We start from the raw sequence: 26,576 nt of genomic DNA, 5'->3' as shown, positions 1-26,576 counted from the left end.
CCGCCCCGGCAGCTTCGGGGCGGAGGTTTCAGCCGCAGGCCCGGCGTCAATAGCGCTGCTGTGAGCCAAAAAGCGCCATGCGGCGGGCAATCATCTCACGTACCGGCTGCAGTCCCTGGGTGATGACTTTCCGCGGATCGTTCACATCGTGTCCGGTATCGGCGGCAAAGATCGCTTTCACCTGCTGGCACCAGGCGTACATGTTTTCGGTATTGACGTTAATCTTGGCGGTGCCGCAGGCAATCGCCCGGCGCATATCCTCATCGGCAATACCGGTGCCGCCATGCAGCACCAGCGGGACCTTCACGCGCTCGGCTATGGCTTTCATCTCAGTAAATCCCAGTCGGGCTTTACCTTTATACAGACCATGGGTGGAACCCAGCGCGGCGGCGAGGCAATCCACCTGCGTTTCTGTCACCAGGGTGTAGCACTCTTCAGGATCGGCGTAAATGACCTCGGAGTTAACGATACCATCTTCACTGCCGGCGATGGTCCCCAGTTCGGCTTCCACGGAGATGCCCTTGCTGTGCGCCAGCGCCACCAGGTGGCGGGTGATGGTCAGGTTTTCCCTGAACGGCAGATGTGAACCATCAAACATAATGGAACTGAAGCCGGCAGCGATCGCGGCTTCGCAGGCCTCCTGGGTAGTGCCGTGATCCAGATGCAGAGCCACCGGAATATCAATATGTAAATAATCTATGGCATTAACCACAATATCATGAATACATTTTAGCCCGAGCATATGCTTAACCGTGCCGCCGGACACGCCCAGAATAACCGGTGAGCGGCACTGCTGGGCGGTGCTTAATACGGCGCCGACCCATTCCAGATTATTAATGTTGAACTGACCGACGGCGTAACCGTTCTTTAGGGCATGCTGAAGCATGTCCTTCATCGACACTAACATAGTCACCTCTTGATATTTATTAAACGCAGTTATTCTTCAAAATATTGCTTTAAATTTCTCTCGTAGCTATTTAGCGAGTGGTGGACGAGCGCCAGATCCGGCATCGATTCCCGTACCCCTTTTTTCTCAATAGAAATAGCGGCGGTCAGGCTGGCAAATAAAATAATATTATCTATATGCCACGAATAATGAACGCCATAGGTAAAGGCACCGTGAAAAACATCCCCGGCGCCGGTGGTATCAACGGCATTGCACAGCCAGGACGGGACGATCTGCAGCATACCGCTCTTTAAGAAGGCGCAGCCTTTTTCGCCAAGGGTGATAAACGCCTCGCCGCGGCAAATTTTATTCAGTTCAATCAGGGCCGCTTTAATGTCTGCTTCGGTGCTCAGTGAACGATAGCTCATATAATCGCGGGCAAAATGTTCGCTTACGACAAAATAGTCAGTCCAGGCCGCCAGTTTAATATTGCTGGCACGCAGTGAACCCCCGTCCATCACGACTTTGGCGTGGGGCAGTTTCTTGATTAAATATTCACTGATTTCTGCCTCATGGCCGTCAATTAAAATGGTGACCGGCTCCTCGCTGGCAATCAGCCGCTCGGCGAGGTCGTCCAGTTTGAGCTTTTGATCGTAGGTCAGGGAAGGTGGCGTTTGCATCTTGCGGGTAATAATCGTCCGCGAACCCGTTAAGCGATTGACCAGCACCGAGGCCAGCGGAGTGATCATGTCATCGGAAAAAACCACCTGGCTGGTATCCACGCCCGCTTCGGCAAACTCATCGATAATGCGCTGACCGTAAAGGTCCTGATGCAGATGACCAATGTAATAGACTTCCTCACCCCATAATCCCAGCAGCCATGCCGCATTGGCCGCTGGGCCGCCGCCGCTTTCTATAAAATCATGACAAAAGTTTTTGGTATTCTCCTGAGGCCATTCATTGAGAAAGAAAAACTGATCGAAACAAGCAAATCCAATGGACAAAATAGCCATAACCACTCCTGATTATTGGTCAGCGGCGGGAAGCCTGACCTCCCCGCCGGGAAAAATGACGTCGCTTATTCATTTTTCTGCTTCGCCGTGAGCTCCTCATAGCTGAGCGTATCGCCAACCACCCGTACGTGACGGAAACAGAAAGGCGCCAGCAGCGCGACGAGCAGCACCAGACAAATCAGGTAGATAGTGACCTGGCCAAACTGGGTGAAGGCGTTACCGATAATGATGCCCCATACCGCGAAGTCGAAATCGGCGAAGGTGCTGTTTTCAAACCCGAGGTTGCCGAGCGCCGGCAGCAGCATCGCCGGCAGGAAGGCGAGGAAGATCCCCCCGATAAAGGAGGCGATGATACATCCGCGCTTGCCGCCCAGCTTGTCGGCGAAGACGCCGGACGTGCCGCCGCAGAAGAAGTGCGGCACCATGCCGGGAATAATCAGCGCCATGCCCAGCCCGCCGAGCAAGAGCATCCCGACCAGCCCGCCCACGAAGGAACTGATGAATCCCACCACCACGGCGGTGGGGCTAAAGGTGAAGAATACCGCGCAGTCAACGGCCGGGATGGAGTCCGGGATCAGCTTCTGGCTGATGCCCTGGAATGCCGGCACCAGATCGCCGAGGATCAGCCGCACACCGTTGTACACAATGGCCACGCCAACGGCGAACTGCAGGCCGGTCAGCACCGAGAAGATCAGCATGTTTTGGTCGGTGATGGTGCTCAGGTATGCCGACCCGGCGACAGCGCTGCAGACAAAGTAGATAACAAACATCACGATACCGGTGGTGACGGTGGTATCGCGCAGAAAGCCCCACTTTTCTGAAATTTCGGTATCCGCGAAGGAATTTGCCGGATTGCCGGTCCGGCTGGCGATCCATGCCGAGAGGTAGTAGCCGAGGGAGCCGAAATGACCCATGGCGATCCCACCGTCTTCCGTGACCTGCTTGGTGTAACGCTGACCAATCGCGGGGGAGATGGCCGACCATGACCCCAGCAGGAATCCGCCGATCAGGATCAACATCCAGCCATGGAACTCCGCCGCCTGCAGGACAGCGGAAAACAGGCAGGCGAGGAAGAACGAGTGATGGCCGGTCAGAAAGATATATTTATACTTGGTACAGCGGGCGATAATCAGGTTGAAAATAAAGCCTAACAGCAAAATACTCATGGTTTCCACGCCCAGCATCTTCTGGGCGACGGAGACAATGGCTTCATTGTTTGGAATAACGCCGCGGATATTAAACCCGGCCTCGATAATACCGCCCAGCGGGTTGAGATTGGCAACGATAACGCCTGCGCCAGCGCTCAACATTAAATAGCCTAGAATCGGTTTTAATGTGCCGGTAAGGAGTTTGTTACCGGGGGAGCGCAGCGCCACTAAACCGACAAAAGCAATCAGCCCCATTAAAAAAGCAGGTTGACTGAATATTTCCGCTAAGAAACTAAGAATAGCCTGCATGGTCGTTCCCTCTATGTTAATTAAGAGTGATTCGCCGCAATTTTGGTCAGCGCGTCGGTAATATCCTCGGCGATTTTCGCTTTATGGACGTAGCTGCGAATGATGGCGACATGACAGTGGGCTGGAAATTGATTTGCCAGTTCTTTGATCGTGATGTAAAGATCGGCTTTTTCGCCGACGGCGTTAGCAAAATCGACCGAGGCGACGTCTGCTTTGATACCTAATTCTTCACAGATCTTTTTGACATTATTCGCAGCCATCAATGAACTGCCAATACCGTTACCACAAACCGTTCTGATAACTAACATAATGACTACTCCATTTGTTTTTGGATGAAATGTAAGACTGAATTCACGTCATTTTCCTGCTGAAGGAAGGTCACAATATCTGACTCGATCAGCGAGGCTATCAGTTGGATCATTTTGATATGACTGTCAGCGTCCGCGCCGGCGATAGCGATGATCACGGTAACCGGATCGAACTCATCGTGGCCGAAGGAGATTGGGGTGGCGGTGGTGACAAGCGAAAATCCGGTCTGCAATGCCCCTTTTTCCGGCCGGGCGTGCGGCATGGCAATCCCGTCGTCTATGACGATAGCGGCGCCGAAATCTTCATATACCGTCAGCATCTCGTTGACATATTCGGCGCTGCAAATCTGACGCCTGGCGAGTAATGAACCCGCCAGTTCGATGGCCTCTTCCGCACGGGAAATATTCTGCTTAAGGGCGATTAACGACGGGTCAAAAATAATTTCCATCCTCAGCTCCTGAACGTATTCCTGTTCCTGAGTAAAATCATGACTAAATACATTGATGAAAATGATGGATGAGATCACATCCGGGGTTTTAAATATTGATGGGGATCACATCGACGGCAAAGTACCGGCAGAAAACGATATAAATAATTTATGTATTTTTCAGTGGGTTATGAAGGCTTTGTATTTTGACGCTGAAATTTGACAGAGAAAAAGTGAGAGGTAGGGCGAATTTTTTCGGCAGAAGTGTATCTCTGGTCACAAATATCGGCGGGTAATTTTCTTAAATTTTGACACCGCTAACAAAAAAGGCCCGCCTGAGCGAGCCTTTTATTAAAACGCGTGCCGATTACAGGCTGGAGACGTTTTCGGTCAGGTATTTTGCTACGCCTTCCGGAGAAGCAGCCATACCTTCTTTTCCTTTTTCCCACTGCGCCGGGCAGACTTCGCCGTGCTCTTCGTGGAACTGCAGCGCGTCAACCATACGCAGCATTTCGTCGATGTTACGGCCCAGCGGCAGGTCGTTAACCACCTGGTGGCGTACCACGCCGTTAGCGTCGATCAGGAAAGAGCCGCGCAGCGCTACGCCTTCGTCCGGATGCTCGATACCGTAAGCTTTCTGGATTTCACGTTTGATGTCAGCAACCATCGCGTATTTAACCGGGCCGATACCGCCCTGGTCTACCGGGGTGTTACGCCATGCGTTGTGAACGAACTCGGAGTCGAAGGAAACGCCAACCACTTCCACGCCGCGTTTCTGGAATTCTTCGTAACGTTTGTCGAACGCGATCAGCTCAGACGGGCACACGAAGGTGAAGTCCATCGGCCAGAAGAACAGAACGGTAGGTTTACCGTTGGTGTGCTGTTTGAAATTGAATTTCTCAACGATCTCACCATTACCCAGCACAGCGGCTGCAGTAAAATCCGGCGCTTGACGAGTGACCAGAACCATTTGATTCTCCTGTAATTACTAAGGTTATTTGGAACGCAACGCGGGCAAGTATAGAGCCTGGCCGCTAATAACACAAAGAGGCGCTGACAATCGTTCAGCCAGCTTTTACCTATCAATCACGTGGCTATTACAGCTGTTTGTTTTCTGCCAGGCGCATCATTTGCGGATAAAAGCGCCAGAACTGCCCCTCCAGCTGGTCGTAGTGGGTATCCAGATCCTGCCAGGAATCGCGTAGGGCGTCGAGACGCGGACGGCGGCTGGCCATGCCGTTAAGCACGCGCTGAATAAAATCCATCTCCTGATAGCGCTCCAGCCAGCGCTCCGACCACAGGTACTGATTCAGATTGACGAAGCGTGGCGGTGAGTCAGGCAGGATGGGGACGATCTGCTGCTCGGCGTAGCGCACGAACTCGTCCAGCGGCAGGTCAGGGGAGAGCTGCGCCCAGTGCTGCGACAGGAAATGATCCCACATGACATCGAGGGTGATGGGGGCGACGCGACGGGTTTGCGGGCGAAACCACTCCCGCGCCTCTTTGACTTCCGCCAGGTTGTCAGTCATCACGTCAATCCGGCGATGCATATAGATGCCGTCGATGATCTCCGCCGGATAGTCGCCCTGCGGGTTGCCGCGCACAAAATCGGCCATCAGGTTGCCGGGCAGCGAGCTGTCGGCGAGATGGGCGAGGTGCAGGTGGGCGAGAAAATTCATAAAACGACATCCTTTAAATACGAGCGGGCAGGTGGAATCACCGATGTTGCGCTGAACGGCGCCTCGGTGTCCGCATGGCATGCTGCCTGGCTGCGCGCGGCACCTTTGCCACCGGTAAGGCATTCGGTTGCCGCATGGCGGCATTCGGAATGATTTGGAATATAGATTATGTCATTCATCCGGAGGGGTAAAGGTTGCAGGCGGAACGCCCCGGCACTAGACTACCCGCCTCTTTATTCAGTCTGAGTTACCGTCATGCGCGTTACCGATTTTGCTTTTGAACTACCCGAATCTCTGATCGCCCACTATCCGATGCCTGAGCGCAGCAGCTGCCGCCTGCTCTCCCTGGACGGGCCGACGGGCGCGCTGACGCATGGCACCTTCACCGACATCCTCGATAAGCTCAATCCCGGCGATCTGCTGGTGTTTAACAACACCCGGGTGATCCCGGCGCGTCTGTTCGGCCGCAAGGCCAGCGGCGGCAAGATTGAAGTGCTGGTGGAGCGGATGCTGGATGATAAGCGCATCCTGGCCCATATTCGCGCCTCAAAAGCGCCGAAGCCGGGCGCCGAGCTGCTGCTGGGCGATGACGAGAGCATTAAGGCCACGATGCTGGCGCGTCATGGCGCGCTGTTTGAAGTGGAATTTAACGACGAGCGTCCGGTGCTGGAGATCCTCAACGGGATCGGCCATATGCCGCTGCCGCCCTACATTGACCGCCCGGACGAAGACGCTGATCGCGAACTCTATCAAACCGTCTACGGCACCAGGCCGGGCGCGGTAGCCGCCCCGACCGCCGGTCTGCACTTCGACGAACCGCTGCTGGACAAACTGCGCGCCAAAGGCGTTGAGATGGCGTTTGTCACCCTGCACGTGGGGGCGGGGACTTTCCAGCCGGTGCGCGTCGACAGCATTGAAGAGCACACCATGCACTCTGAATATGCGGAAGTGCCGCAGGAGGTGGTCGATGCGGTGCTGGCGGCGAAAGCGCGCGGCAACCGCGTGATTGCGGTAGGCACCACCTCGGTACGCTCGCTGGAGAGCGCGGCGCAGGCGGCGAAAGACGCCCTGATCGCGCCGTTCTTCGACGATACGCAGATTTTCATCTACCCGGGTTATCAGTACCAGGTGATCGATGCGCTGGTAACCAACTTCCATCTCCCTGAATCCACACTGATTATGCTGGTGTCGGCGTTTGCGGGTTATCAGCACACCATGAACGCCTATAAGGTGGCGGTGGAGCAGAAATATCGCTTTTTTAGCTACGGGGATGCGATGTTTATCACGTACAATCCGCAGGCTATTTCTGAGCGTCCCTGACAAGGCCGGCCCGCCGGCGTTTTGGACGCCATGACGCATTTTTTAGCCACGGAATCATTCCGTGGCGAGTATGAAAACGTCGGACTGTTTTTCTGACGCAGGAGCAAGCATGAAATTTGAACTGGATACCACCGACGGTCGCGCCCGCCGCGGTCGCCTGGTGTTTGAGCGCGGCGTGGTGGAAACACCGGCCTTTATGCCCGTTGGCACCTACGGCACCGTCAAAGGGATGACGCCGGAAGAAGTGGAAGCCACCGGCGCGCAGATTATTCTTGGCAACACCTTCCATCTGTGGCTGCGCCCAGGTCAGGAGATCATGAAGCTGCATGGCGATCTGCACGATTTTATGCAGTGGAAAGGACCGATCCTTACCGACTCCGGCGGCTTCCAGGTGTTCAGCCTTGGCGATATCCGTAAGATCACCGAGCAGGGCGTCCATTTCCGCAACCCGATCAACGGCGATCCTATTTTCCTCGATCCGGAAAAATCGATGGAGATTCAATACGATCTCGGTTCCGACATCGTGATGATCTTCGACGAATGTACGCCGTACCCGGCAGACTGGGATTACGCCAAGCGCTCGATGGAAATGTCTCTGCGCTGGGCCAAGCGCAGCCGTGACCGTTTCGATAGCCTTGGCAATAAAAATGCGCTGTTCGGCATCATTCAGGGCAGCGTTTACGAAGATTTACGTGATATCTCGGTGAAAGGTCTGGTAGAGATTGGCTTTGATGGCTACGCTGTCGGCGGTTTGGCGGTCGGTGAGCCGAAGGAAGACATGCACCGTATTCTGGAGCACGTCTGCCCGCAGATCCCGGCCGATAAACCACGATACCTGATGGGCGTCGGGAAGCCGGAAGATCTGGTGGAAGGGGTACGTCGCGGTATCGATATGTTCGACTGCGTCATGCCGACGCGCAACGCGCGTAACGGCCACCTGTTCGTCACCGACGGCGTGGTGAAAATCCGCAACGCGAAGCACAAAAGCGATACCGCACCGCTGGACGCCGAGTGTGATTGCTATACATGTCGCAATTATTCACGCGCTTACTTGCATCACCTCGACCGTTGCAACGAAATATTGGGCGCGCGTCTCAATACCATTCATAACCTGCGCTACTATCAGCGTTTAATGGCTGGTTTACGCAAGGCTATCGAAGAGGGTAAATTAGAGAGCTTCGTGACCGATTTTTACCAACGTCAGGGGCGCACCGTGCCTCCTTTGAACGTTGATTAATTTTAATAATGAGGGAATTTCAATGAGCTTTTTTATTTCTGATGCGGTAGCGGCAACGGGTGCACCGGCGCAGGGCAGCCCGATGTCTCTGATTCTGATGCTGGTGGTGTTCGGTCTGATTTTTTACTTCATGATCCTGCGTCCACAGCAGAAGCGCACCAAGGAACACAAGAACCTGATGAACTCCATCGCCAAAGGTGATGAAGTGCTGACCAACGGCGGTCTGGTCGGTCGCGTGACCAAAGTAGCGGAAACTGGCTACATTGCTATCGCGCTGAACGATACCACTGAAGTGGTTATCAAACGTGACTTCGTTGCTGCCGTTCTGCCGAAAGGCACCATGAAGGCGCTGTAATCTAACTTTTCCCAAAGGGAACTGCCGTGTTAAACCGTTATCCTTTGTGGAAGTACGTCATGCTGGTCGTCGTCATTGTCGTCGGCCTGATCTATGCGCTTCCCAACCTGTATGGTGAGGATCCGGCTGTTCAAATCACTGGCGCGCGCGGCGTCGCCGCCAGTGAGCAAACGCTGATCCAGGTCCAGAAAACTTTACAAGAAGAAAAAATAACCGCGAAGTCTGTGGCACTGGAAGAGGGCGCTATTCTTGCGCGCTTCGACACCACTGATACCCAGCTGCGTGCGCGTGAAGCGCTGCTTACCGTGCTGGGTGACAAATACGTCGTGGCGCTAAACCTTGCTCCGGCAACCCCACGCTGGCTGGCGGCACTCTATGCCGAGCCAATGAAGCTGGGTCTTGATCTGCGCGGCGGCGTGCACTTCCTGATGGAAGTCGACATGGACACCGCGTTAGGCAAGCTGCAGGAACAGAACATCGACAGCCTGCGCAGCGAACTGCGTGACAAAGGCATTCCTTACGCGACCGTGCGCAAGGAAGACAACTATGGTCTGAGCATCGTCTTCCGCGACAGCGCGGCGCGCGACCAGGCTATCTCTTATCTCAGCCCTCGCCATCGCGATCTGGTTATTTCCTCTCAGGGTGACAACAGCCTGAAAGCGGTGATGACCGATGAGCGCCTGAAAGAAGCCCGTGAGTACGCGGTTCAGCAGAACATTAACATTCTGCGTAACCGTGTGAACCAGCTGGGCGTCGCCGAACCGCTGGTTCAGCGTCAGGGTGCTGACCGCATCGTGGTTGAGCTGCCGGGTATCCAGGATACCGCGCGGGCGAAAGAGATCCTTGGCGCAACCGCGACCCTCGAGTTCCGTCTGGTCAATACCAACGTGGACCAGTCCGCCGCTGCCTCTGGCCGCGTGCCGGGCGACTCGGAAGTGAAAGAGACGCGTGAAGGCCAGCCGGTGGTGCTGTACAAGCGAGTGATCCTGACCGGTGACCATATCACCGACTCGACCTCCAGCATGGATGAGTACAACCAGCCGCAGGTCAACATCTCGCTGGACAGCGCGGGCGGTAATATCATGTCTAACTTCACCAAGGACAATATCGGTAAGCCGATGGCGACCCTGTTCGTGGAGTATAAAGACAGCGGTAAGAAAGACGCTAACGGTCGCGCTATCCTGGCGAAAGAGGAAGAGGTGATTAACATCGCCAACATCCAGTCGCGTCTGGGTAACAGCTTCCGTATCACCGGTATCAGCAACCCGAACGAAGCACGCCAGCTGTCGCTGCTGCTGCGTGCCGGTGCGCTGATTGCCCCGATTCAGATCGTCGAAGAGCGGACTATCGGCCCAACCCTTGGTATGCAGAACATCAAGCAGGGTCTGGAAGCCTGTCTGGCCGGCCTGGTGGTCTCTATCCTGTTCATGATCCTCTTCTATAAGAAGTTCGGTCTGATTGCGACCTCGGCGCTGATTGCCAACCTGGTGCTGATTGTCGGCATTATGTCCCTGATCCCGGGGGCGACGCTGACCATGCCGGGCATCGCGGGTATCGTGTTAACCCTTGCGGTGGCGGTCGATGCTAACGTTCTGATCAACGAGCGTATCAAAGAAGAGCTGAGCAACGGGCGTACCGTTCAGCAGGCGATTGACGAAGGTTATCGCGGCGCGTTCAGCTCGATCTTCGACGCCAACGTGACGACGCTTATCAAAGTGATCATCCTGTACGCGGTCGGTACCGGTGCCATTAAAGGGTTTGCGATTACCACCGGTATCGGTATCGCGACCTCAATGTTTACCGCTATCGTCGGCACCCGTGCCATCGTGAACCTGCTGTACGGCGGCAAGCGCGTTAAAAAGCTGTCTATCTGAGGAGTGCGTTGTGGCACAGGAATATACTGTTGAACAATTGAACCACGGCCGTAAAGTCTGGGACTTTATGCGCTGGGACTACTGGGCCTTCGGCATTTCAGGTTTTCTGCTGATTGTGTCGATCGCCATCATCGGCGTCCGCGGCTTTAACTGGGGGCTCGATTTCACCGGCGGTACGGTGATCGAGATTACCCTTGAGAAGCCGGTCGATCTGGACCAGATGCGCGACTCCCTGCAGAAAGCGGGCTTTGAAGAGCCGCAGGTGCAGAACTTTGGCAGCAGCCGCGACATCATGGTACGTATGCCGCCGGTGCATGACGCCAACGTCAGCCAGGAACTGGGCAGCAAGGTCGTGACGGTGATTAACGAATCGACCAGCCAGAATGCGGCGGTGAAGCGAATTGAGTTTGTCGGCCCGAGCGTCGGCGCGGACCTCGCGCAAACTGGCGCCCTGGCGCTGATTGCCGCGCTGGTCTGTATCCTGATCTACGTCGGCTTCCGCTTCGAATGGCGTCTGGCTGCCGGGGTGGTTATCGCCCTGGCGCACGATGTGGTGATCACCATGGGCGTACTGTCGCTGTTCCATATCGAGATCGACCTGACCATTGTGGCCTCGTTGATGTCGGTTATCGGCTACTCGCTGAACGACAGTATTGTGGTATCGGACCGTATCCGTGAAAACTTCCGTAAGATCCGCCGCGGTACGCCGTACGAGATCTTCAACGTGTCGTTGACCCAGACGCTGCACCGTACCTTGATCACCTCCGGGACCACCCTGATGGTGATCCTGATGCTGTTCCTGTTCGGCGGCCCGATTCTGGAAGGCTTCTCGCTGACCATGCTGATCGGTGTCTCCATCGGTACGGCTTCTTCTATCTACGTCGCCTCTGCGCTGGCGTTGAAACTGGGTATGAAGCGCGAGCATCTGCTGCAGCAGAAGGTCGAAAAAGAAGGGGCGGACCAGCCGTCTATTCTGCCGTAATCCGGTTCAGTTGAGATAAAGCCATCCCGGCCCAGGCGGCCGGGATTTTTTTGTCCGCGATAAAACCTGCTGACAGTATGCTGTCAGGAGCCCTCCCATACACTCCTTCTGAACTCACTAACGAGCAGGAGGAAGTATGAATAACGTGATTAACTGGTTTGAAATTCCGGTCGCCGATATGGATCGCGCCGTCGCGTTTTATGAGCCGGTGATGCAGGTGACGCTGCGTCGCGAAACCATGGACTGCGCCGAGCTGGCGGTGTTCCCGCATCAGGATCCGGCCCCCGGCGGCGCGTTGGCCAAATTTGAGGGTATCGCCCCTTCAGCGCAGGGCGCTATTATTTACCTGCATACAGACCATCTTGCCGCCACCCTGGACCGCATTGCCTCGGCGGGTGGGGCGTGTGTTTTCGGGCCGCTGACGCTGCCGAATGATATTGGCACCATCGCGCTGTTTACTGACAGCGAGGGCAACCGCGTCGGCCTGCACCAGCCGGCTTAACCTAAACGTTTTGTGAAGTGAGACATGACCCGACGCGCCGACCGTTTATTTCAGATTGTGCAGATCCTGCGCGGCAGGCGGCTCACTACCGCCGCGCTGCTGGCGGAGCGGTTGGGCGTGTCGGAGCGCACCGTGTATCGCGATATTCGCGATCTCTCCCTCTCCGGCGTGCCGGTGGAGGGCGAGGCGGGGAGTGGTTATCGCCTGCTGGCGGGCTACGATCTGCCGCCGCTGATGCTGACCACCAAAGAATCCGAAGCGCTGATCGCCGCGATTCGGTTGCTGAAAACCTGGGGCGGTGAGGCGCTGTCACAATCGCTGGAATCCGCCCAGGAGAAGATGCTGGCGATCCTGCCGGAGGCGCGCCGGCGCCAGGCGGAGCAGACCCGCCTGTTTGCCCCCGATCTCGGTGCCCATCGTTATGCCAAAACCTATTTTGACGTCATTCATCAGGCGGTCTCCGGCCAGCAGGTGCTGCAGTTGCGCTATCAGGATGAGTCTGGCCGGGTAACCGAGCGCGACGTGCTGCCGCTGGGGCTGTTTTTCTGGGGGGAGCGCTGGCTGCTGGTGGCCTGGTGCGAGCTGCGTAATGATTATCGTAACTTTCGCCTCGACCGTTGTCTGGCGGTCAGGGCGACCGAGCGTCGATTCAGCGAGTGTGCCGATCGCTCGTTAAGCGATTTTCTGCGCAAAGTGCGGTGCGACGTGTGGGAGAAATAAAAACGCCCGGCTGGCCCGGGCGCTGTCTTGCTGTATCCGCAATTAGAAGTTGTAACCTACCACGAAGTAACCACCCCAGCCGGTCGAGCGGACGCTGAAATCGCCATCGCCGAAGTTCAGCTTGGCATCGTCAGCCCACTGGCCGCCGTTATGGAAGTAACGGGCCACCACCGAGTAGTGCCAGTGCGCGTAGTTCAACGCCAGGATGTGGCTGGAGGCGATGGAGTTGCTGGTGCGCGCGTGCTTCCCGTTTAGATCGTAGAAGTTGTCATCGCCGAGGTCAGAACCCCAGTCGAAGTTGGTGAAACCGATGTAGCTCAGCGAGCCGCCCCACAGGTCGGTCAGCGGCACGAAGTATTTCACTTTGAAGCGGTAGCCGTCCCACTCGTTTTCGTTGGACGCGCCGTAGTTCTGCCACTGGTATTTGGCGTAGACGTTCAGTGACAGGCTCATCGGCAGGCCGGTATCGATATCGGTACCCAGACCCATATACCAGGTGCTCTGCTCCTGAGAGTCGTTACGGCCCATATCGTAGATATAGTTGTTCGCGAAGTACCACTCTTTGAACGGCCCGAAGCTCAGATCGGTATTGGTCAGCTTATCGATAGAGAAACGCGGTTCGATCTCCATAAACAGCGGCGAGCCGTTGTTCCAGATACCTTTTGCCGTGCTGTTGCCGCCGAAGAATACCGGGGCATCGATATAGCCGTAGAAATCAAACCAGTCTTTTTTGGCGAACGCTTCATATTCCAGGTAGGTATCGTTACGGATCTGCGGTCCAAAACGGGTGTGGTAGCTGCCCACCACGTTAACACTCTGGTGCCACCAGTCAGACAGGTACTGCGGTTTATCGTTTTCTGCCGCGCCCGCAGTAAAAGAAGTGGAGAGCGCCACAACCGCACCCGCTGCCAGTAATGTTTTTTTCATAGTAATGCCACTGTTTAAATTGAGCCTGAAGGCGTTAAAAGAAGTGCCGAAGCGTTTCTAAATATTTCGTCTTTCTGTGGGGGTCTATTATAGGAATCATTGCTCACAAAAATACGTGTTGTTTCACATAACCAGAACATGCGTAATCGATTGCGTTCACGATTCTATGCATTTCTTGACAAAATGCTACTGAAAATCGCCATACAGAACGATTTCTAATGAACTCTTGTGAAAAGTTGTAAGTGGATAAGAAAGACGGGGCTGGAGGTAGGCCGGGCGGGGCAGGGCCCGGCGTGAAGATTTACTGTGCGGCGGCGGGCTGGATATCGTGGACGCGAATAAAACCGACTTTGTCGGGCGTCACTTTCAGACGCAACGGGATATCCACATCGCTGGGGGCGAGGATGCTGGCCGGGGCGCTAATCAGCTGATCCTGAACATTGACTTCCTGATAGCTGTGGGTGGTGCCGGTGATCTGCCCGGAGGCGACGGTGGCGGTAAAGGCCGGCAGCGGATCGTTGGATTCACCCTGAATGCGTAAAGTCAGGCGTGACCCGTCGCCGTCCGGCGTAATGCTGCCCACCGACATGCGCAGGGTGCCGATCTGGCTCTCCAGCCGCGCCGGGGTTTTGGCCTCCGGCAGCAGATAGACGCCGCGGGTGGATTTGGCGTTCAGCGCGTTTTGTTGGGTGATTTTGATCGTTTGCTGATTGAGCTGGGTCATCTCCTGGCTCAGGGTACTCACGCTCTGGTGCATCTGGCGGATTTCGCTTTGCTGGGCGCAGGCGGTCAGGGTAAACAGGCTGCCCGCGATGGCGAGTTTCAGGTAACGTCTTGTCATGGTCAGGATTCCGTTTGCAGAGGATGCTTAATGGTAGCCAAACCGCCTGCCTCTCTCATAGATCCTTTGTCTCAAAAGCTCTTTCTTTGTAGTCAGGTCACTTCGCGGTAAACTACCCTTCAGTTTAACTACCTGTCAGGACGCGCTATGCATTGCCCTTTCTGTTTCGCCGTGGATACCAAAGTGATCGACTCTCGTCTGGTGGGGGAAGGCTCTTCCGTGCGTCGCCGTCGGCAGTGCCTGGTCTGTAATGAACGCTTTACCACCTTCGAAGTGGCGGAGCTGGTGATGCCCCGGGTGGTGAAGAGTAACGATGTGCGTGAACCCTTCAACGAAGACAAGCTGCGCAGCGGGATGCTGAAAGCGCTGGAGAAACGTCCGGTTAGCGCCGATGACGTGGAAATGGCGGTCAACCATATCAAAACCCATCTGCGCGGCACCGGCGAGCGCGAAGTGGCCAGCAAAATGATTGGCAATCTGGTGATGGAGCAGCTGAAAAAGCTGGATAAAGTCGCCTATATTCGCTTTGCGTCGGTCTATCGCAGCTTTGAAGACATCAAAGAATTCGGCGAAGAGATCGCCCGCTTACAGGACTAAGCCATGCAGGACGAAATGTACATGGCGCGAGCGCTGAAGCTTGCCACGCGCGGACGCTTTACCACCCATCCTAACCCTAATGTCGGCTGCGTCATTGTGAAAGACGGCGAAATCGTCGGCGAGGGCTTTCACTATCGCGCCGGCGAGCCGCATGCTGAAGTGCACGCGCTCCGCATGGCCGGCGAAAAGGCGCAGGGCGCCACCGCCTACGTCACCCTTGAGCCCTGCAGCCACCATGGCCGTACGCCGCCGTGCTGCGATGCGTTGATCGCCGCCGGCGTTAGCCGCGTGGTCGCTGCGATGCAAGACCCAAACCCGCAGGTGGCGGGGCGCGGTCTGTATCGTCTGCAGCAGGCCGGTATTGACGTCAGCCACGGGCTGATGATGAACGAAGCGGAAGCGCTGAATAAGGGCTTCCTGAAGCGGATGCGCACCGGTTTTCCCTGGGTGCAGCTGAAGCTGGGCGCCTCGCTGGACGGCCGCACGGCGATGGCCAGCGGTGAAAGCCAGTGGATCACCTCCCCGCAGGCGCGACGCGACGTGCAGCGTCTGCGCGCCCAAAGTCATGCCATCCTCACCAGCAGCGCCACCGTGCTGGCGGACGATCCTGCGCTGACCGTGCGCTGGCAGGAGCTGAGCGCGGATACTCAGGCGCTGTATCCCGAAGAGAATTTGCGCCAACCGCTGCGCGTCGTCATCGACAGTCAGAACCGCGTCACGCCTGAGCACCGTATTGTGCAGCAGGCAGGAGAAACGCTGTTTGCCCGCCTGCGTGCGGATGAGCGCCAGTGGCCGGAAAGCGTTCGTACGCTGCTGGTGCCGGAACATAACGGCCATCTCGATCTGGTGTTGCTGATGATGCTGCTTGGCAAACAGCAGGTGAACAGCGTCTGGGTGGAGGCGGGAGCGACGCTTGCCGGGGCGCTGCTGCAGGCTGGCCTTGTCGACGAGCTTATCGTCTATATTGCGCCTAAACTGTTAGGCAATGCGGCGCGTGGATTATGCGCGCTGCCGGGGCTTGAAGAACTGAGCCAGGCACCCCATTTCAAATTCAATGAGATACGTCAGGTTGGCCCGGATGTCTGCCTGCATTTAACCACTGCGTGAGGCTTTCCTGATTATTAGGAAGCAGCGCTCAGAATAATATGATAAAATCCGCCCCCCTTGCGGGGCACATGAACCCGAAGGAAGAGTATGAACATTATTGAAGCTAACGTTGCTACCCCGGACGCTCGCGTCGCCATCACCATTGCGCGTTTCAACAACTTTATCAATGACAGCCTGCTGGAAGGTGCGATTGACGCCCTGAAACGCATTGGTCAGGTAAAAGATGAAAACATCACCGTTGTTTGGGTTCCAGGCGCGTATGAGCTGCCGCTGGCGGCTGGCGCACTGGCGAAAACCGGTAAATATGACGCGGTGATCGCGCTGGGTACGGTGATCCGCGGCGGTACTGCCCACTTTGAATATGTGGCTGGCGGTGCCAGCAATGGCCTGGCGCATGTCGCTCAGGACAGCGAAATCCCGGTAGCCTTTGGTGTTCTGACCACTGAAAGTATTGAACAAGCCATCGAGCGCGCTGGCACCAAAGCCGGTAACAAAGGCGCAGAAGCTGCGCTGACCGCGCTGGAAATGATTAACGTATTGAAAGCCATCAAGGCCTGATTTTTGTAAGGGGAATTCCGTGAAACCTGCTGCTCGTCGCCGCGCCCGTGAGTGTGCCGTCCAGGCGCTCTACTCCTGGCAGTTGTCCCACAACGACATCGCTGATGTCGAATACCAGTTCCTGGCGGAACAGGACGTAAAAGATGTAGATGTTCTGTATTTCCGTGAACTGCTGTCCGGAGTGGCGACTAACAGCGCGTACCTCGACGGCCTGATGAAGCCCTACCTGTCCCGTCAGCTGGAAGAGCTGGGCCAGGTGGAAAAAGCGGTGCTGCGTATCGCGCTGTTTGAGCTGTCCAAACGTGACGACGTACCGTATAAAGTGGCCATCAATGAAGCTATCGAACTGGCGAAAACCTTCGGCGCTGAAGATAGCCATAAGTTCGTCAACGGCGTGCTGGACAAAGCGGCTCCGGTAATTCGTCCCCGCAAAAAGTAAACGCCAGGCCGGGCTTTGCAGGATCTGATCCCGCGAACCCGGCCTTATTTTTTTCTTTGCTGAGGCATAACGTATGGCATGCGGCGAATTTTCCCTGATTGCCCGTTATTTTGATCGCGTTAAAAGCGCCCGCCTTGATGTTGAAACCGGCATCGGCGATGACTGCGCGCTCCTGAATATCCCCGAGAAAAAAACGCTGGCAATCAGCACCGACACCCTGGTGGCGGGCAATCACTTCTTACCCGATATCGACCCTGCCGACCTCGCTTATAAAGCGCTGGCGGTGAACCTGAGCGACCTCGCGGCGATGGGCGCGGAACCGGCGTGGCTCACGCTGGCGCTGACTTTGCCAGAGGTGGATGAAACCTGGCTGGAAGCCTTTAGCGACAGCCTGTTTGTCCAGCTGGACTATTACGATATGCAGCTGATTGGCGGTGATACCACCCGTGGCCCGCTCGCCATGACGCTGGGTATTCACGGCTTTGTGCCGCCAGGGCGCGCCATGAAACGCGCTGGCGCGAAGCCAGGAGACTGGATCTATGTCACCGGCACCCCGGGAGACAGCGCCGCCGGCCTGGCGGTGCTGCAGAACCGGCTGACGGTGGATGAACCGTCTGACGCCGACTACCTGCTGGCTCGTCATCTGCGCCCGATGCCGCGCGTGCTGCAGGGTCAGGCGCTGCGTGACCTGGCGACATCGGCTATCGATCTTTCCGACGGCCTGATCTCCGATCTGGGCCATATTCTTAAAGCCAGCGGCTGCGGCGCGCGCATCGATCTCGATGCCATGCCGTATTCCGACGCGATACTGCGCCAGGTGGAGCCCGAGCAGGCGCTGCGCTGGGCGCTCGCCGGCGGGGAAGATTACGAACTGTGCTTTACCGTACCGGAGCTGAACCGCGGGGCGCTGGACGTGGCCCTTGGCCATCTTGGCGCGCGTTTTACCTGTATCGGACAGATTGCGCCGGAGAGCGAAGGGCTGCAATTTATCCGCGATGGTAAGCCGGTCGCGCTTGATTTAAAGGGATACGATCACTTTGCGTAGTCGAGACGAGGCGTTACGCCGCCTGAGCATGCGTAACCCGTGGCATCTGCTGGCGACTGGCTTTGGCAGCGGCTTAAGCCCGGTGGTACCGGGGACGATGGGGTCGCTGGCGGCGATCCCGTTCTGGTATCTGATGACCTTTCTCCCCTGGCAGCTCTACTCGCTGGTGGTGATGATGAGCATCTGTATTGGCGTCTATCTGTGCCATCGCACGGCCAAAGATATGGGCACCCATGACCACGGCAGTATAGTCTGGGATGAGTTTGTCGGGATGTGGATCACCCTGATGGCGTTGCCGACCCTGGACTGGCAGTGGGTGGCCGCTGGCTTCGTGATTTTCCGTATCTTCGATATGTGGAAGCCGTGGCCGATTCGCTGGTTTGACCGCAATATCCACGGCGGAATGGGGATTATGGTCGACGATATCGTCGCCGGCGTGATCTCGGCCGCCGTGCTGTATGTCATTGGCCATCACTGGCCCATCGGTCTGCTTTAATCGTCTCTCCCCGGTAGCATCATGCTGCCGGGGAAACCACACCTGTTACTTAAATCCCACCACCGGATGCGGCTGATACGGCGCCTCCAGCTTGTCGATCTGTTCCGGAGAAAGCGTCAAATCCACCGCCTGCAGCAGGTCGTCGAGCTGTTCCTGACGCGAGGGACCGATAATCGGCGCGGCAACGCCAGATTTACTTAACAGCCAGGCGAGGGCGACCTGGGCGCGGCTGGCGTCGAGTTCTTCCGCCACGTCCGCGAGATTCCCGGCGATCTGCGCGTCGTTTTCTTCGCTGGCGCTGTACAGCGTTTTGCCGAACTCATCCGAAACCAGCCGGGCGGTGGTCTCTCCCCAGGGGCGGGTCAGTCTGCCGCGCGCCAGCGGGCTCCACGGGATCACCGCCACGCCGTTGTGCTGACACAGTGGCAGCATCTCATTCTCTTCTTCCCGGTAAATCAGATTGTAGTGATCCTGCATGGTGACAAAGCGCGCCCAGCCGTTCTGCTGCTGGAGCGTCAGCGCCTGGGCAAACTGTCGGGCATGCATGGACGAGGCGCCGATATAGCGCGCTTTGCCGGCTTTCACCACCTCGTCCAGCGCTTCGAGGGTCTCTTCAATCGGGGTGGTATAGTCCCAGCGGTGGATCTGCAGCAGGTCGACATAGTCCATCCCAAGACGGCGCAGGCTGTCGTCGATGGAGCGCAGGATCTGCGCCCGGGAAAGCCCTTCCGCCAGATCGCCGACCTGGTGATACACTTTGGTGGCGACAACCACCTCATCACGGCGGGCAAAGTCGCGCAGGGCGCGGCCAACGATCTCTTCACTGCTGCCGTCGGAGTAGCTGTTTGCGGTATCGAAGAAGTTGATGCCGCCTTCAATAGCGTGCTGGATAAGCGGGCGGCTGCTCTCTTCCGGAAGCGTCCAGGCGTGTCTGCCGCGGTCCGGCTCGCCGAAGGTCATGCAGCCGAGGCAGAGTCGGGAAACCCGTAAGGCAGTATCACCGAGGGGGATATAGTGCATAGTGCGCTCCTGCTATTCATCAAGGGTATCCCTTAAGCATAGCAGGAGCGGAAGGGGCAATTATGCCAGCCAGTCGCGGATTTTGGCTTCAATACCGGCGGCATCAAGGCCGAGGTCGGCGCGGATCTCTTCCTGAGTGCCCTGAGGAATAAAATAATCCGGCAGGCCAATATTGAGCACCGGTACCGCCCGGCGATGGGCCATCAGCACTTCGTTCACGCCGCTGCCGGCGCCGCCCATGATGGCGTTCTCTTCCAGCGTCACCAGCGCGTCGTGTTCGCCGGCCAGCTGCAGGATCAGCGCCGTATCCAGCGGCTTCACAAAGCGCATATCCACGAGGGTCGCGTTGAGTTTATCCGCTACCGCCGCGGCTTCCGGCAGCAGGGTGCCAAAGTTGAGGATCGCTATTTTCTCGCCCTGACGTTTCACCATCCCTTTGCCGATCGGCAGCGATGCCAGCGGCTCGAGCGTCGCGCCGGTGCCGCTACCGCGCGGATAGCGCACGGCGCAGGGGCCGTCGCTGTAATGGTAGCCGGTATGCAGCATCTGGCGACATTCATTTTCATCGCTCGGGGTCATCACCACCATATCCGGAATACAGCGCAGGAAGGAGAGATCGAACGCTCCCTGATGCGTCTGGCCGTCTGCGCCGACAATCCCGGCGCGGTCGATAGCAAACAGCACCGGCAGCTTCTGGATAGCCACATCGTGGATCACCTGATCGTAGGCTCGCTGCAGGAAGGTGGAGTAGATCGCCACCACCGGCTTGTAGTCGCCAATCGCCAGCCCGGCGGCGAAGGTGACCGCATGCTGCTCGGCAATGGCGACGTCAAAGTACTGATCGGGGAATTTCTTCGAAAACTCCACCATCCCTGAACCTTCGCGCATCGCCGGCGTGATCGCCATCAGCTTGCTGTCTTTGGCCGCCGTTTCGCACAGCCAGTCGCCGAAGATTTTCGAGTAGGAAGGGAGACCGCCGCTGCTTTTGGGCAGTACGCCGCTGGTATGGTCGAATTTTGGCACCGCATGGAAGGTGATCGGGTCTTTCTCGGCAGGCTCATAGCCGCGGCCCTTTTTGGTCATAATATGCAGGAACTGCGGGCCTTTCAGGTCGCGCATGTTCTTCAGCGTGCTGACCAGACCGAGCACATCGTGGCCATCGACCGGCCCGATGTAGTTAAAGCCCAGCTCTTCAAACAGCGTGCCCGGCACCACCATCCCTTTGATATGTTCTTCGGTTCGTTTAAGCAGCTCTTTAATCGGCGGCACCCCGGAGAAGACCTTTTTACCCCCTTCGCGCAGGGTGGAGTAGAGCTTGCCGGAGAGCAGCTGCGCCAGATGATTGTTCAGCGCGCCAACGTTCTCGGAAATCGACATTTCATTGTCATTCAGCACGACCAGCAGGTCGGGTTTGATATCCCCGGCGTGGTTCATCGCTTCAAACGCCATGCCGGCGGTGATCGCCCCGTCGCCAATCACGCACACTGCGCGCCGCTGCTTATCCTCTTTCGCGGCGGCGATAGCCACCCCGATACCGGCTGAAATGGAGGTCGAGGAGTGGCCGACGCTCAGCACGTCATACTCGCTTTCACCGCGCCACGGGAAGGGGTGCAGGCCGCCTTTCTGGCGAATGGTGCCGATTTTGTCCCGGCGGCCGGTCAGAATTTTATGCGGGTAGGCCTGATGGCCGACGTCCCAGATCAGGCGATCGAACGGCGTGTTATACACGTAGTGCAGCGCCACGGTCAGTTCCACCGTGCCGAGGCCAGAGGCAAAGTGACCGCTGGAGCGGCTGACGCTGTCCAGCAGATAGCGCCGCAGCTCATCACACAGCTTCGGCAGGCTCTCTTTTGGCAACAGGCGCAACTCCTGGGTGGAATCTACCAGCGCCAGGGTCGGGTATTTGGCAATATCAAAACTCATCAGAGACTCATTTATTGTTTATTTATCGCGCTGAATAATGTAATTCGCGAGCGCTTCCAGTGCCGAAGTATCCAGAGATTGTGCGGCCAGCTCATCTAACGACCGGCGGGCATCAGCGATCAGGTCGTGCGCTTTCTTCCGGGCTTGCTCAAGACCCAGGAGGGCGGGATAGGTGCTTTTACCCAATTGCTGGTCGGCACCCTGACGTTTGCCAAGGGTCGCAGTATCCCCTACCACGTCGAGAATGTCATCCTGGACCTGGAAGGCAAGACCGATATTTTCCGCATAGCGATCCAGCGCGGGCAGGGCAGCGCGGCCGCGTTCGCCAGCGCTCAGCGCCCCCATCCGGACGGCGGCGCGGATCAACGCCCCCGTTTTGTGGCGATGGATACGCTCCAGCGCCTGCAGATCCACCTGCTGTCCTTCCGCCTCCAGATCCAGCGCCTGGCCGCCGCACATACCCGCCACGCCGCTGGCCTGCGCCAGTTCGGAGACCATCGCCAGCCGGTCCCGATCAGAGACGTCGGCCATCGGCGCATCACTCAGTATAGAGAACGCCAGCGTTTGCAGGGCATCTCCCGCAAGAATTGCGTTGGCTTCGCCAAATTTAATATGACAGGTCGGCAGTCCGCGACGCAGATCGTCATCATCCATCGCCGGCAAATCATCATGCATCAGGGAATAAGCATGAATACATTCGACCGCCGCGGCGGGGGCATCGAGCGTGGCGCGGCTGACGCCGAACATCGCGCCGGTGGCATAGACAAGGAAGGGGCGCAGGCGTTTACCGCCTAAGAGTGCGCCATAATGCATCGCTTCCACCAGCGGAGTGTTCTGAAAGGGCTGCGGCGCGATAAAACGGCGCAATGCCCCATTAGCCTGTTCCACACAGGCCTGCAATTGTTGCGGGAAATCCATTTTATTCAGCGTCCGGCGTAAAAGGCGTGGTCGGGGAATCTTCACTATCCGCCAGCAGGATCTGCACGCGCTGTTCGGCCTTCTGCAGCTGACTTTGCCCCTGGCGCGCCAGCTGTACGCCGCGCTCAAATTCGCTTAGCGCTTCCTCTAACGGCAAATCGCCGCTTTCCAGACGGTTAACGATCTGCTCCAGTTCGCCCAGAGCAGTTTCAAAGCTGGCCGGGGCCTCATTTTTCTTTGGCATAGTGAATGTAGACTCTTGTTATGTCGCGACGGCAATACCGGGTATGGTAACGAAGTCACGCGTGTAAGCAAATAACGCGCAATGGTGATATACTCCGCGCCCAGGATGCAGGCACCGGTGTGCGCTGCTTTACAACTTTTGCTTATAGCCCCGTCGGGCTTGCCAACGAACTATTGTCGCCATGAAGTTTATCATTAAATTGTTCCCGGAAATCACCATCAAAAGCCAATCTGTGCGGTTGCGCTTCATTAAAATCTTAACCGGGAACATTCGTAACGTTCTCAAAAACTATGACGAGACGCTGGCCGTCGTCCGTCATTGGGATCATATCGAAGTTCGCGCGAAAGATGAAAATCAGCGCCCGGCTATTCGCGATGCGCTGACCCGTATCCCCGGCATCCACCATATTCTGGAAGTCGAAGACGTACCGTTCACCTCGCTGCACGATATTTTTGAAAAGACGCTGCCGCTGTGGCGCGAGGCGCTGGAAGGCAAAACCTTCTGCGTGCGTGTGAAGCGTCGCGGCAAACATGAATTCACCTCCATTGAGGTGGAACGCTACGTCGGCGGCGGTCTGAATCAGCATATTGAAACGGCGCGCGTGAAGCTGACCGACCCGGACGTCACCGTCAATCTCGAGATTGAAAACGATCGCCTGCTGCTGGTGAAAGGCCGCTATGAAGGCATCGGCGGCTTCCCGATCGGCACCCAGGAAGATGTGCTGTCGCTGATCTCCGGCGGCTTTGACTCCGGCGTTTCCAGCTATATGCTGATGCGCCGCGGCTGCCGCGTGCACTACTGCTTCTTTAACCTTGGCGGCGCCGCCCACGAGATTGGCGTTCGCCAGGTCGCACATTACCTGTGGAACCGCTTCGGCAGTTCGCACCGCGTTCGCTTTGTGGCGATTAACTTTGAGCCCGTGGTCGGCGAAATCCTTGAAAAAGTGGACGATGGTCAGATGGGTGTCGTGCTCAAGCGCATGATGGTCCGCGCTGCGTCAAAAGTCGCGGAACGCTACGGCGTGCAGGCGCTGGTCACCGGCGAAGCGCTGGGCCAGGTTTCCAGTCAGACCCTCACTAACCTGCGCCTGATCGACAACGTCTCCGATACTCTGATCCTGCGTCCGCTGATTTCGCACGATAAAGAGCACATCATCGACCTGGCGCGTGAGATCGGCACGGAAGATTTCGCCCGCACCATGCCGGAATACTGTGGCGTGATCTCGAAGAGCCCGACCGTGAAGGCGGTGAAGGCGAAGATTGAAGCGGAGGAAGAACACTTCGATTTCAGCATCCTCGATAAAGTGGTGGAAGAGGCGAGCAATATCGACATTCGCGATATTGCCCAGCAGACGGAAGCCGCCGTGGTTGAAGTGGAAACCGTGACCGGCTTTGGCGCTAACGACGCGATCCTTGACATCCGCTCCATTGACGAGCAGGAAGACAAGCCGCTGAAGGTCGAGGGCGTTGAGGTCGTTTCGCTGCCGTTCTACAAGCTGAGCACCAAATTTGGCGATCTTGATCAGAGCAAAACCTGGCTGCTGTGGTGCGAGCGCGGGGTGATGAGCCGTCTGCAGGCGCTCTATCTGCGCGAGCAGGGCTTCAGCAACGTGAAAGTTTATCGCCCGTAACGGGTTGCCATCCATATTGAAAAAGGCCTTCCCCGATGGAAGGCCTTTTGTCATCTCCGGGCCAGCGCATTAGCGCAGGGTCATCGCCAGGTCATTCAGCTGATCGATGACGATATTCCAGCCCTCAAAAAATCCCATCTGCTCATGCTGCTCGCGAGTTTCATCATCCGCATGCAGCACCGTGGCCGTATAGCGACATCCGTCTTTTTCGTCGGCAAAGGTGATGATGGCCGTCATGGCGAAGGGAGAAACCGCAGGGCGATAATCCGCCGTCAGCATCGAGGTCATGACGATTTTTTGTTGCGGGATGACCGCAAGAAAACAGCCGGGATTATCGCTGCGTTCACCGTCAGGGCCGTGCATCACGGTATGAAAAGCCCCGCCAGAGCGAAAATCAAAGGCCAGCACCTCAGTAGACCAGGGCTTCGGGCACCACCAGGTTTTGAGTAATGCCGGGTCGGCCCACGCGCGCCACAGGGCAGAGGCTGGCGCGCTGAGCAGGCGGCTGATGACAAGATCGCGAGAATCGGTTGCGCTACGGGACATGCTACGACTCCTCAGGAAAAGGGGAGCCAGTCCGCGGCGCGGACCGGCTATCAGGCTTCGTAGTAATTATAGATGCCGGCGGCCATTACCAGCTGCGAGGCGACCTCATACGCTTTCTCGCGACCCACCAACAGGTCAATCATTTTCAGGGCGAAATCAATCGATGTCCCCGGTCCCTGGCTGGTTAACAGATTCACCCGTGGATCCCAGACCACCCGTTTATCCTGCCACTGATCGGCGGGGATATGTTCCTTCAGCGCCGGAAAACCGGTCATGTTACCGATCGGGAACAGCTGATGGGGCACCAGCACGGTCGCCGGGGCGGCGCAGATGGCGGCCACAATGCGGCCTGAGAGGTGGAACTGTCGGACGGTTTCCACCAATAGCGGGCTGTCGCGGAAGCACTCTGCGCCCTTGATGCCGCCCGGGAGGACGATGATATCGAAATCACCATCGGCCACCTCGACCAGCGGCGCATCCGCCAGCAGTTTGACGCCGCGCGAGCAGACGATGGTCAGGCCGCCGTCGCTGGCGACGCTGGCGGTGGTTACCTTCACTCCGCCGCGGACCAGCAGGTCGATAGTGGTGACCGCTTCGGTCTCTTCGCTACCAGGGGCGAGGCAAATCAGTGCCGACGCGCTCATATTCATTCTCCTTACGCTTGATCAATTCAAATAAGCGGGCGTTTTCCGGTACGGCAACGCCGTGGGCGCGGGCGCGGTTGAGCAGAAAACCGGTGATATAGTCGATCTCCGTGTGCCGCTGGGCGCGGATGTCCTGCAGCATGGATGAGATATTTTCTGCCGTACTTTCAATCACCTGTTCGACATAAAATAGCAGGTTTTCCGCCGAGGTATGAATACCTTCGCGCTCCATCACCGCCGCCACTTCCTGGCAAATGGCGGCAACCTCCTGCGGATAGTGGCGCAGATCGCCGTTTTTACATCCTTTGAGGGCGGTCAGAGGATTAATGACGCAGTTTACCGCCAGCTTGCGCCAGGTGGCCGAGTAGATATGGTTGTGCCAGGCGACATCCGGCAGTACGCTTTGCAGGACTTCCGCGAGATAGCTGTAGTCCTCCTCGTAGCTTTTCGCCGGACCGATATGGGTGGTGCCCTGGGCGACGTGGATGATCACATTCCCGTCGCGACGCGCTGCCTGGGTGGTGGAGGCCAGCAGTAAAGGCTGTTTCACGCCGCGCAGCTCCTCGACGGTGCCCATGCCGTTATGCACCAGCACAATTGGCGTAGTGACCGGCAGGATCCCGGCCAGGTGCTTCACCGCATTCGACACCTGCCAGGCCTTTAAGGTGACGATCAGCAGCTCGCTGCTGGCGAGAAAATCGGGGTCGTTGGCCGTCAGTGATTCGTTGAACACCGAGCCGTCGGTTTCAATGACATTGACGCTACAGAATGGCTGCGGTACGCGTAGCCAGCCCTGGACTTCATGTCCCTGTTTGCACAACGCGGTCAGCCATAGTTGTCCCAGTGCACCGCATCCCAGTACGGTTACTTTCATTGTTCC

The 26,576-nt window shown here is 57.1% G+C and carries 32 protein-coding genes; 16 read left to right on the top strand and 16 right to left on the bottom strand.

What is annotated here, in order from left to right; all coding sequences use genetic code 11:
- Window positions 1-46: 46 nt before the first annotated feature.
- The 5 genes from fba to FHW76_RS08850 form a co-directional block, all read right to left on the bottom strand.
- A complete protein-coding gene (gene fba / locus FHW76_RS08870) occupies window positions 47-901 on the bottom strand; it encodes a class II fructose-1,6-bisphosphate aldolase (protein ID WP_162493339.1) in 855 nt (284 codons plus the stop codon).
- Between the two features lie 35 nt (window positions 902-936).
- Window positions 937-1,899, bottom strand: a complete 963-nt coding sequence (locus FHW76_RS08865; RefSeq protein ID WP_040973216.1) for a carbohydrate kinase family protein — start codon at window positions 1,897-1,899, stop codon at window positions 937-939.
- 65 nt (window positions 1,900-1,964) lie between these two features.
- On the bottom strand, window positions 1,965-3,356 hold the full coding sequence (locus FHW76_RS08860; RefSeq protein ID WP_012542705.1) for a PTS ascorbate transporter subunit IIC: 1,392 nt from the start codon (window positions 3,354-3,356) through the stop codon (window positions 1,965-1,967).
- A 20-nt stretch (window positions 3,357-3,376) separates the two neighbouring features.
- A complete protein-coding gene (locus tag FHW76_RS08855) occupies window positions 3,377-3,664 on the bottom strand; it encodes a PTS sugar transporter subunit IIB (RefSeq protein WP_008805367.1) in 288 nt (95 codons plus the stop codon).
- A gap of 5 nt (window positions 3,665-3,669) precedes the next feature.
- The gene (locus FHW76_RS08850; protein ID WP_012542703.1) at window positions 3,670-4,113 is read right to left on the bottom strand and encodes a PTS sugar transporter subunit IIA; all 444 of its coding nucleotides are present in this window, start codon (window positions 4,111-4,113) and stop codon (window positions 3,670-3,672) included.
- Between the two features lie 55 nt (window positions 4,114-4,168).
- Between FHW76_RS08850 and FHW76_RS08845 the strand changes: the two genes are divergently transcribed.
- Entirely contained in the window at window positions 4,169-4,315 is a 147-nt protein-coding gene (locus tag FHW76_RS08845; RefSeq protein ID WP_012542702.1) for a hypothetical protein, read from the top strand.
- Between the two features lie 144 nt (window positions 4,316-4,459).
- Here FHW76_RS08845 and FHW76_RS08840 read toward each other — a convergent pair whose 3' ends face one another.
- The gene (locus FHW76_RS08840) at window positions 4,460-5,062 is read right to left on the bottom strand and encodes a peroxiredoxin (RefSeq protein ID WP_004178733.1); all 603 of its coding nucleotides are present in this window, start codon (window positions 5,060-5,062) and stop codon (window positions 4,460-4,462) included.
- A 127-nt stretch (window positions 5,063-5,189) separates the two neighbouring features.
- Entirely contained in the window at window positions 5,190-5,771 is a 582-nt protein-coding gene (acpH, locus tag FHW76_RS08835) for an ACP phosphodiesterase (RefSeq protein ID WP_008805369.1), read from the bottom strand.
- A 74-nt stretch (window positions 5,772-5,845) separates the two neighbouring features.
- Between acpH and FHW76_RS08830 the strand changes: the two genes are divergently transcribed.
- The 8 genes from FHW76_RS08830 (at window position 5,846) to FHW76_RS08795 (ending at window position 12,761) form a co-directional block, all read left to right on the top strand.
- Window positions 5,846-5,962, top strand: coding sequence for a hypothetical protein (locus FHW76_RS08830; RefSeq protein WP_004218831.1), 117 nt, complete (start codon window positions 5,846-5,848; stop codon window positions 5,960-5,962).
- A 64-nt stretch (window positions 5,963-6,026) separates the two neighbouring features.
- Entirely contained in the window at window positions 6,027-7,091 is a 1,065-nt protein-coding gene (gene queA, locus FHW76_RS08825; protein ID WP_002890390.1) for a tRNA preQ1(34) S-adenosylmethionine ribosyltransferase-isomerase QueA, read from the top strand.
- Between the two features lie 109 nt (window positions 7,092-7,200).
- A complete protein-coding gene (tgt, locus tag FHW76_RS08820) occupies window positions 7,201-8,328 on the top strand; it encodes a tRNA guanosine(34) transglycosylase Tgt (RefSeq protein ID WP_002890395.1) in 1,128 nt (375 codons plus the stop codon).
- A gap of 22 nt (window positions 8,329-8,350) precedes the next feature.
- On the top strand, window positions 8,351-8,683 hold the full coding sequence (gene yajC / locus FHW76_RS08815; RefSeq protein ID WP_002890398.1) for a preprotein translocase subunit YajC: 333 nt from the start codon (window positions 8,351-8,353) through the stop codon (window positions 8,681-8,683).
- A 26-nt stretch (window positions 8,684-8,709) separates the two neighbouring features.
- Window positions 8,710-10,557, top strand: a complete 1,848-nt coding sequence (gene secD / locus FHW76_RS08810; RefSeq protein ID WP_008805370.1) for a protein translocase subunit SecD — start codon at window positions 8,710-8,712, stop codon at window positions 10,555-10,557.
- Between the two features lie 10 nt (window positions 10,558-10,567).
- Window positions 10,568-11,539, top strand: coding sequence for a protein translocase subunit SecF (secF, locus tag FHW76_RS08805; RefSeq protein ID WP_008805371.1), 972 nt, complete (start codon window positions 10,568-10,570; stop codon window positions 11,537-11,539).
- A 136-nt stretch (window positions 11,540-11,675) separates the two neighbouring features.
- Window positions 11,676-12,041 (top strand): VOC family protein, encoded by a 366-nt coding sequence (locus tag FHW76_RS08800; protein WP_012968837.1) that lies wholly within the window; start codon window positions 11,676-11,678, stop codon window positions 12,039-12,041.
- A 24-nt stretch (window positions 12,042-12,065) separates the two neighbouring features.
- Entirely contained in the window at window positions 12,066-12,761 is a 696-nt protein-coding gene (locus tag FHW76_RS08795; RefSeq protein WP_008805373.1) for a YafY family protein, read from the top strand.
- Between the two features lie 42 nt (window positions 12,762-12,803).
- Here the strand turns inward: FHW76_RS08795 and FHW76_RS08790 are convergent, their stop codons facing one another.
- Both FHW76_RS08790 and FHW76_RS08785 read right to left on the bottom strand, forming a co-directional pair.
- Window positions 12,804-13,688, bottom strand: coding sequence for a nucleoside-specific channel-forming protein Tsx (locus FHW76_RS08790; protein WP_004204836.1), 885 nt, complete (start codon window positions 13,686-13,688; stop codon window positions 12,804-12,806).
- A gap of 301 nt (window positions 13,689-13,989) precedes the next feature.
- Window positions 13,990-14,529 carry a DUF3251 domain-containing protein gene (locus FHW76_RS08785; RefSeq protein ID WP_040973217.1) on the bottom strand — a complete coding sequence of 180 codons (540 nt, stop codon included), beginning with the start codon at window positions 14,527-14,529 and terminating at the stop codon, window positions 13,990-13,992.
- 147 nt (window positions 14,530-14,676) lie between these two features.
- Between FHW76_RS08785 and nrdR the strand changes: the two genes are divergently transcribed.
- From nrdR to pgpA, 6 genes are all read left to right on the top strand, one after another.
- Window positions 14,677-15,126, top strand: a complete 450-nt coding sequence (gene nrdR, locus FHW76_RS08780; RefSeq protein WP_002890417.1) for a transcriptional regulator NrdR — start codon at window positions 14,677-14,679, stop codon at window positions 15,124-15,126.
- Between the two features lie 3 nt (window positions 15,127-15,129).
- Window positions 15,130-16,233 carry a bifunctional diaminohydroxyphosphoribosylaminopyrimidine deaminase/5-amino-6-(5-phosphoribosylamino)uracil reductase RibD gene (ribD, locus tag FHW76_RS08775; RefSeq protein WP_023297122.1) on the top strand — a complete coding sequence of 368 codons (1,104 nt, stop codon included), beginning with the start codon at window positions 15,130-15,132 and terminating at the stop codon, window positions 16,231-16,233.
- A gap of 87 nt (window positions 16,234-16,320) precedes the next feature.
- Window positions 16,321-16,791: a 6,7-dimethyl-8-ribityllumazine synthase gene (gene ribE / locus FHW76_RS08770; protein WP_001021161.1), complete on the top strand. Its 471-nt coding sequence runs from the start codon at window positions 16,321-16,323 to the stop codon at window positions 16,789-16,791.
- Window positions 16,792-16,810: 19 nt separating this feature from the next.
- Complete coding sequence (gene nusB / locus FHW76_RS08765) at window positions 16,811-17,230, top strand: transcription antitermination factor NusB (RefSeq protein WP_008805376.1); 420 nt, start codon at window positions 16,811-16,813, stop codon at window positions 17,228-17,230.
- 73 nt (window positions 17,231-17,303) lie between these two features.
- Window positions 17,304-18,275 carry a thiamine-phosphate kinase gene (thiL, locus tag FHW76_RS08760; protein ID WP_012542699.1) on the top strand — a complete coding sequence of 324 codons (972 nt, stop codon included), beginning with the start codon at window positions 17,304-17,306 and terminating at the stop codon, window positions 18,273-18,275.
- A complete protein-coding gene (gene pgpA, locus FHW76_RS08755; protein WP_183476559.1) occupies window positions 18,268-18,771 on the top strand; it encodes a phosphatidylglycerophosphatase A in 504 nt (167 codons plus the stop codon). The genes thiL and pgpA overlap by 8 nt, the downstream gene beginning before the upstream one ends.
- A 45-nt stretch (window positions 18,772-18,816) precedes the next feature.
- Here the strand turns inward: pgpA and FHW76_RS08750 are convergent, their stop codons facing one another.
- Genes FHW76_RS08750 through xseB form a run of 4 tightly spaced genes read right to left on the bottom strand, consistent with a single transcriptional unit; the run spans window position 18,817 to window position 22,876 of the window.
- Window positions 18,817-19,791: an aldo/keto reductase gene (locus FHW76_RS08750; RefSeq protein WP_183476557.1), complete on the bottom strand. Its 975-nt coding sequence runs from the start codon at window positions 19,789-19,791 to the stop codon at window positions 18,817-18,819.
- Between the two features lie 60 nt (window positions 19,792-19,851).
- Window positions 19,852-21,714 (bottom strand): 1-deoxy-D-xylulose-5-phosphate synthase, encoded by a 1,863-nt coding sequence (gene dxs, locus FHW76_RS08745; protein ID WP_008805380.1) that lies wholly within the window; start codon window positions 21,712-21,714, stop codon window positions 19,852-19,854.
- Window positions 21,715-21,732: 18 nt separating this feature from the next.
- Entirely contained in the window at window positions 21,733-22,632 is a 900-nt protein-coding gene (ispA, locus tag FHW76_RS08740) for a (2E,6E)-farnesyl diphosphate synthase (protein WP_040973555.1), read from the bottom strand.
- A gap of 1 nt (window position 22,633) precedes the next feature.
- Window positions 22,634-22,876 (bottom strand): exodeoxyribonuclease VII small subunit, encoded by a 243-nt coding sequence (xseB, locus tag FHW76_RS08735; RefSeq protein WP_002891398.1) that lies wholly within the window; start codon window positions 22,874-22,876, stop codon window positions 22,634-22,636.
- Between the two features lie 181 nt (window positions 22,877-23,057).
- On the opposite strand from xseB, the gene thiI reads away from it, so the two are divergent.
- Entirely contained in the window at window positions 23,058-24,506 is a 1,449-nt protein-coding gene (gene thiI, locus FHW76_RS08730) for a tRNA uracil 4-sulfurtransferase ThiI (protein WP_008805382.1), read from the top strand.
- Window positions 24,507-24,575: 69 nt separating this feature from the next.
- Here thiI and FHW76_RS08725 read toward each other — a convergent pair whose 3' ends face one another.
- The 3 genes from FHW76_RS08725 to panE are packed head-to-tail and all read right to left on the bottom strand — an operon-like array spanning window position 24,576 to window position 26,570.
- Window positions 24,576-25,052, bottom strand: a complete 477-nt coding sequence (locus FHW76_RS08725; RefSeq protein ID WP_008805383.1) for an SRPBCC family protein — start codon at window positions 25,050-25,052, stop codon at window positions 24,576-24,578.
- 50 nt (window positions 25,053-25,102) lie between these two features.
- Window positions 25,103-25,696 carry a protein deglycase YajL gene (gene yajL / locus FHW76_RS08720; protein WP_008805384.1) on the bottom strand — a complete coding sequence of 198 codons (594 nt, stop codon included), beginning with the start codon at window positions 25,694-25,696 and terminating at the stop codon, window positions 25,103-25,105.
- Window positions 25,659-26,570, bottom strand: a complete 912-nt coding sequence (panE, locus tag FHW76_RS08715) for a 2-dehydropantoate 2-reductase (RefSeq protein WP_008805385.1) — start codon at window positions 26,568-26,570, stop codon at window positions 25,659-25,661. The genes yajL and panE overlap by 38 nt, the downstream gene beginning before the upstream one ends.
- Window positions 26,571-26,576: the final 6 nt, after the last annotated feature.

The sequence above is a fragment of the Klebsiella sp. RC2 genome, assembly GCF_014192815.1.
In the GTDB taxonomy this organism is placed as follows: Bacteria; Pseudomonadota; Gammaproteobacteria; order Enterobacterales; family Enterobacteriaceae; genus Klebsiella; species Klebsiella variicola.
This window is presented reverse-complemented; position numbering and strand designations above follow the sequence as displayed.

What these genes read in the sequence shown, in the direction of transcription:
- FHW76_RS08865 (WP_040973216.1), bottom strand. Translation starts at nt 1,899, where the DNA reads ATGGCTATTTTGTCCATTGGATTTGCTTGTTTCGATCAGTTTTTCTTT.
- FHW76_RS08860 (WP_012542705.1), bottom strand. Translation starts at nt 3,356, where the DNA reads ATGCAGGCTATTCTTAGTTTCTTAGCGGAAATATTCAGTCAACCTGCT.
- FHW76_RS08855 (WP_008805367.1), bottom strand. Translation starts at nt 3,664, where the DNA reads ATGTTAGTTATCAGAACGGTTTGTGGTAACGGTATTGGCAGTTCATTG.
- FHW76_RS08850 (WP_012542703.1), bottom strand. Translation starts at nt 4,113, where the DNA reads ATGGAAATTATTTTTGACCCGTCGTTAATCGCCCTTAAGCAGAATATT.
- FHW76_RS08845 (WP_012542702.1), top strand. Translation starts at nt 4,169, where the DNA reads ATGAAAATGATGGATGAGATCACATCCGGGGTTTTAAATATTGATGGG.
- FHW76_RS08840 (WP_004178733.1), bottom strand. Translation starts at nt 5,062, where the DNA reads ATGGTTCTGGTCACTCGTCAAGCGCCGGATTTTACTGCAGCCGCTGTG.
- acpH (WP_008805369.1), bottom strand. Translation starts at nt 5,771, where the DNA reads ATGAATTTTCTCGCCCACCTGCACCTCGCCCATCTCGCCGACAGCTCG.
- FHW76_RS08830 (WP_004218831.1), top strand. Translation starts at nt 5,846, where the DNA reads ATGGCATGCTGCCTGGCTGCGCGCGGCACCTTTGCCACCGGTAAGGCA.
- queA (WP_002890390.1), top strand. Translation starts at nt 6,027, where the DNA reads ATGCGCGTTACCGATTTTGCTTTTGAACTACCCGAATCTCTGATCGCC.
- tgt (WP_002890395.1), top strand. Translation starts at nt 7,201, where the DNA reads ATGAAATTTGAACTGGATACCACCGACGGTCGCGCCCGCCGCGGTCGC.
- yajC (WP_002890398.1), top strand. Translation starts at nt 8,351, where the DNA reads ATGAGCTTTTTTATTTCTGATGCGGTAGCGGCAACGGGTGCACCGGCG.
- FHW76_RS08800 (WP_012968837.1), top strand. Translation starts at nt 11,676, where the DNA reads ATGAATAACGTGATTAACTGGTTTGAAATTCCGGTCGCCGATATGGAT.
- FHW76_RS08795 (WP_008805373.1), top strand. Translation starts at nt 12,066, where the DNA reads ATGACCCGACGCGCCGACCGTTTATTTCAGATTGTGCAGATCCTGCGC.
- FHW76_RS08790 (WP_004204836.1), bottom strand. Translation starts at nt 13,688, where the DNA reads ATGAAAAAAACATTACTGGCAGCGGGTGCGGTTGTGGCGCTCTCCACT.
- FHW76_RS08785 (WP_040973217.1), bottom strand. Translation starts at nt 14,529, where the DNA reads ATGACAAGACGTTACCTGAAACTCGCCATCGCGGGCAGCCTGTTTACC.
- nrdR (WP_002890417.1), top strand. Translation starts at nt 14,677, where the DNA reads ATGCATTGCCCTTTCTGTTTCGCCGTGGATACCAAAGTGATCGACTCT.
- ribD (WP_023297122.1), top strand. Translation starts at nt 15,130, where the DNA reads ATGCAGGACGAAATGTACATGGCGCGAGCGCTGAAGCTTGCCACGCGC.
- ribE (WP_001021161.1), top strand. Translation starts at nt 16,321, where the DNA reads ATGAACATTATTGAAGCTAACGTTGCTACCCCGGACGCTCGCGTCGCC.
- thiL (WP_012542699.1), top strand. Translation starts at nt 17,304, where the DNA reads ATGGCATGCGGCGAATTTTCCCTGATTGCCCGTTATTTTGATCGCGTT.
- FHW76_RS08750 (WP_183476557.1), bottom strand. Translation starts at nt 19,791, where the DNA reads ATGCACTATATCCCCCTCGGTGATACTGCCTTACGGGTTTCCCGACTC.
- dxs (WP_008805380.1), bottom strand. Translation starts at nt 21,714, where the DNA reads ATGAGTTTTGATATTGCCAAATACCCGACCCTGGCGCTGGTAGATTCC.
- ispA (WP_040973555.1), bottom strand. Translation starts at nt 22,632, where the DNA reads ATGGATTTCCCGCAACAATTGCAGGCCTGTGTGGAACAGGCTAATGGG.
- xseB (WP_002891398.1), bottom strand. Translation starts at nt 22,876, where the DNA reads ATGCCAAAGAAAAATGAGGCCCCGGCCAGCTTTGAAACTGCTCTGGGC.
- thiI (WP_008805382.1), top strand. Translation starts at nt 23,058, where the DNA reads ATGAAGTTTATCATTAAATTGTTCCCGGAAATCACCATCAAAAGCCAA.
- FHW76_RS08725 (WP_008805383.1), bottom strand. Translation starts at nt 25,052, where the DNA reads ATGTCCCGTAGCGCAACCGATTCTCGCGATCTTGTCATCAGCCGCCTG.
- yajL (WP_008805384.1), bottom strand. Translation starts at nt 25,696, where the DNA reads ATGAGCGCGTCGGCACTGATTTGCCTCGCCCCTGGTAGCGAAGAGACC.
- panE (WP_008805385.1), bottom strand. Translation starts at nt 26,570, where the DNA reads ATGAAAGTAACCGTACTGGGATGCGGTGCACTGGGACAACTATGGCTG.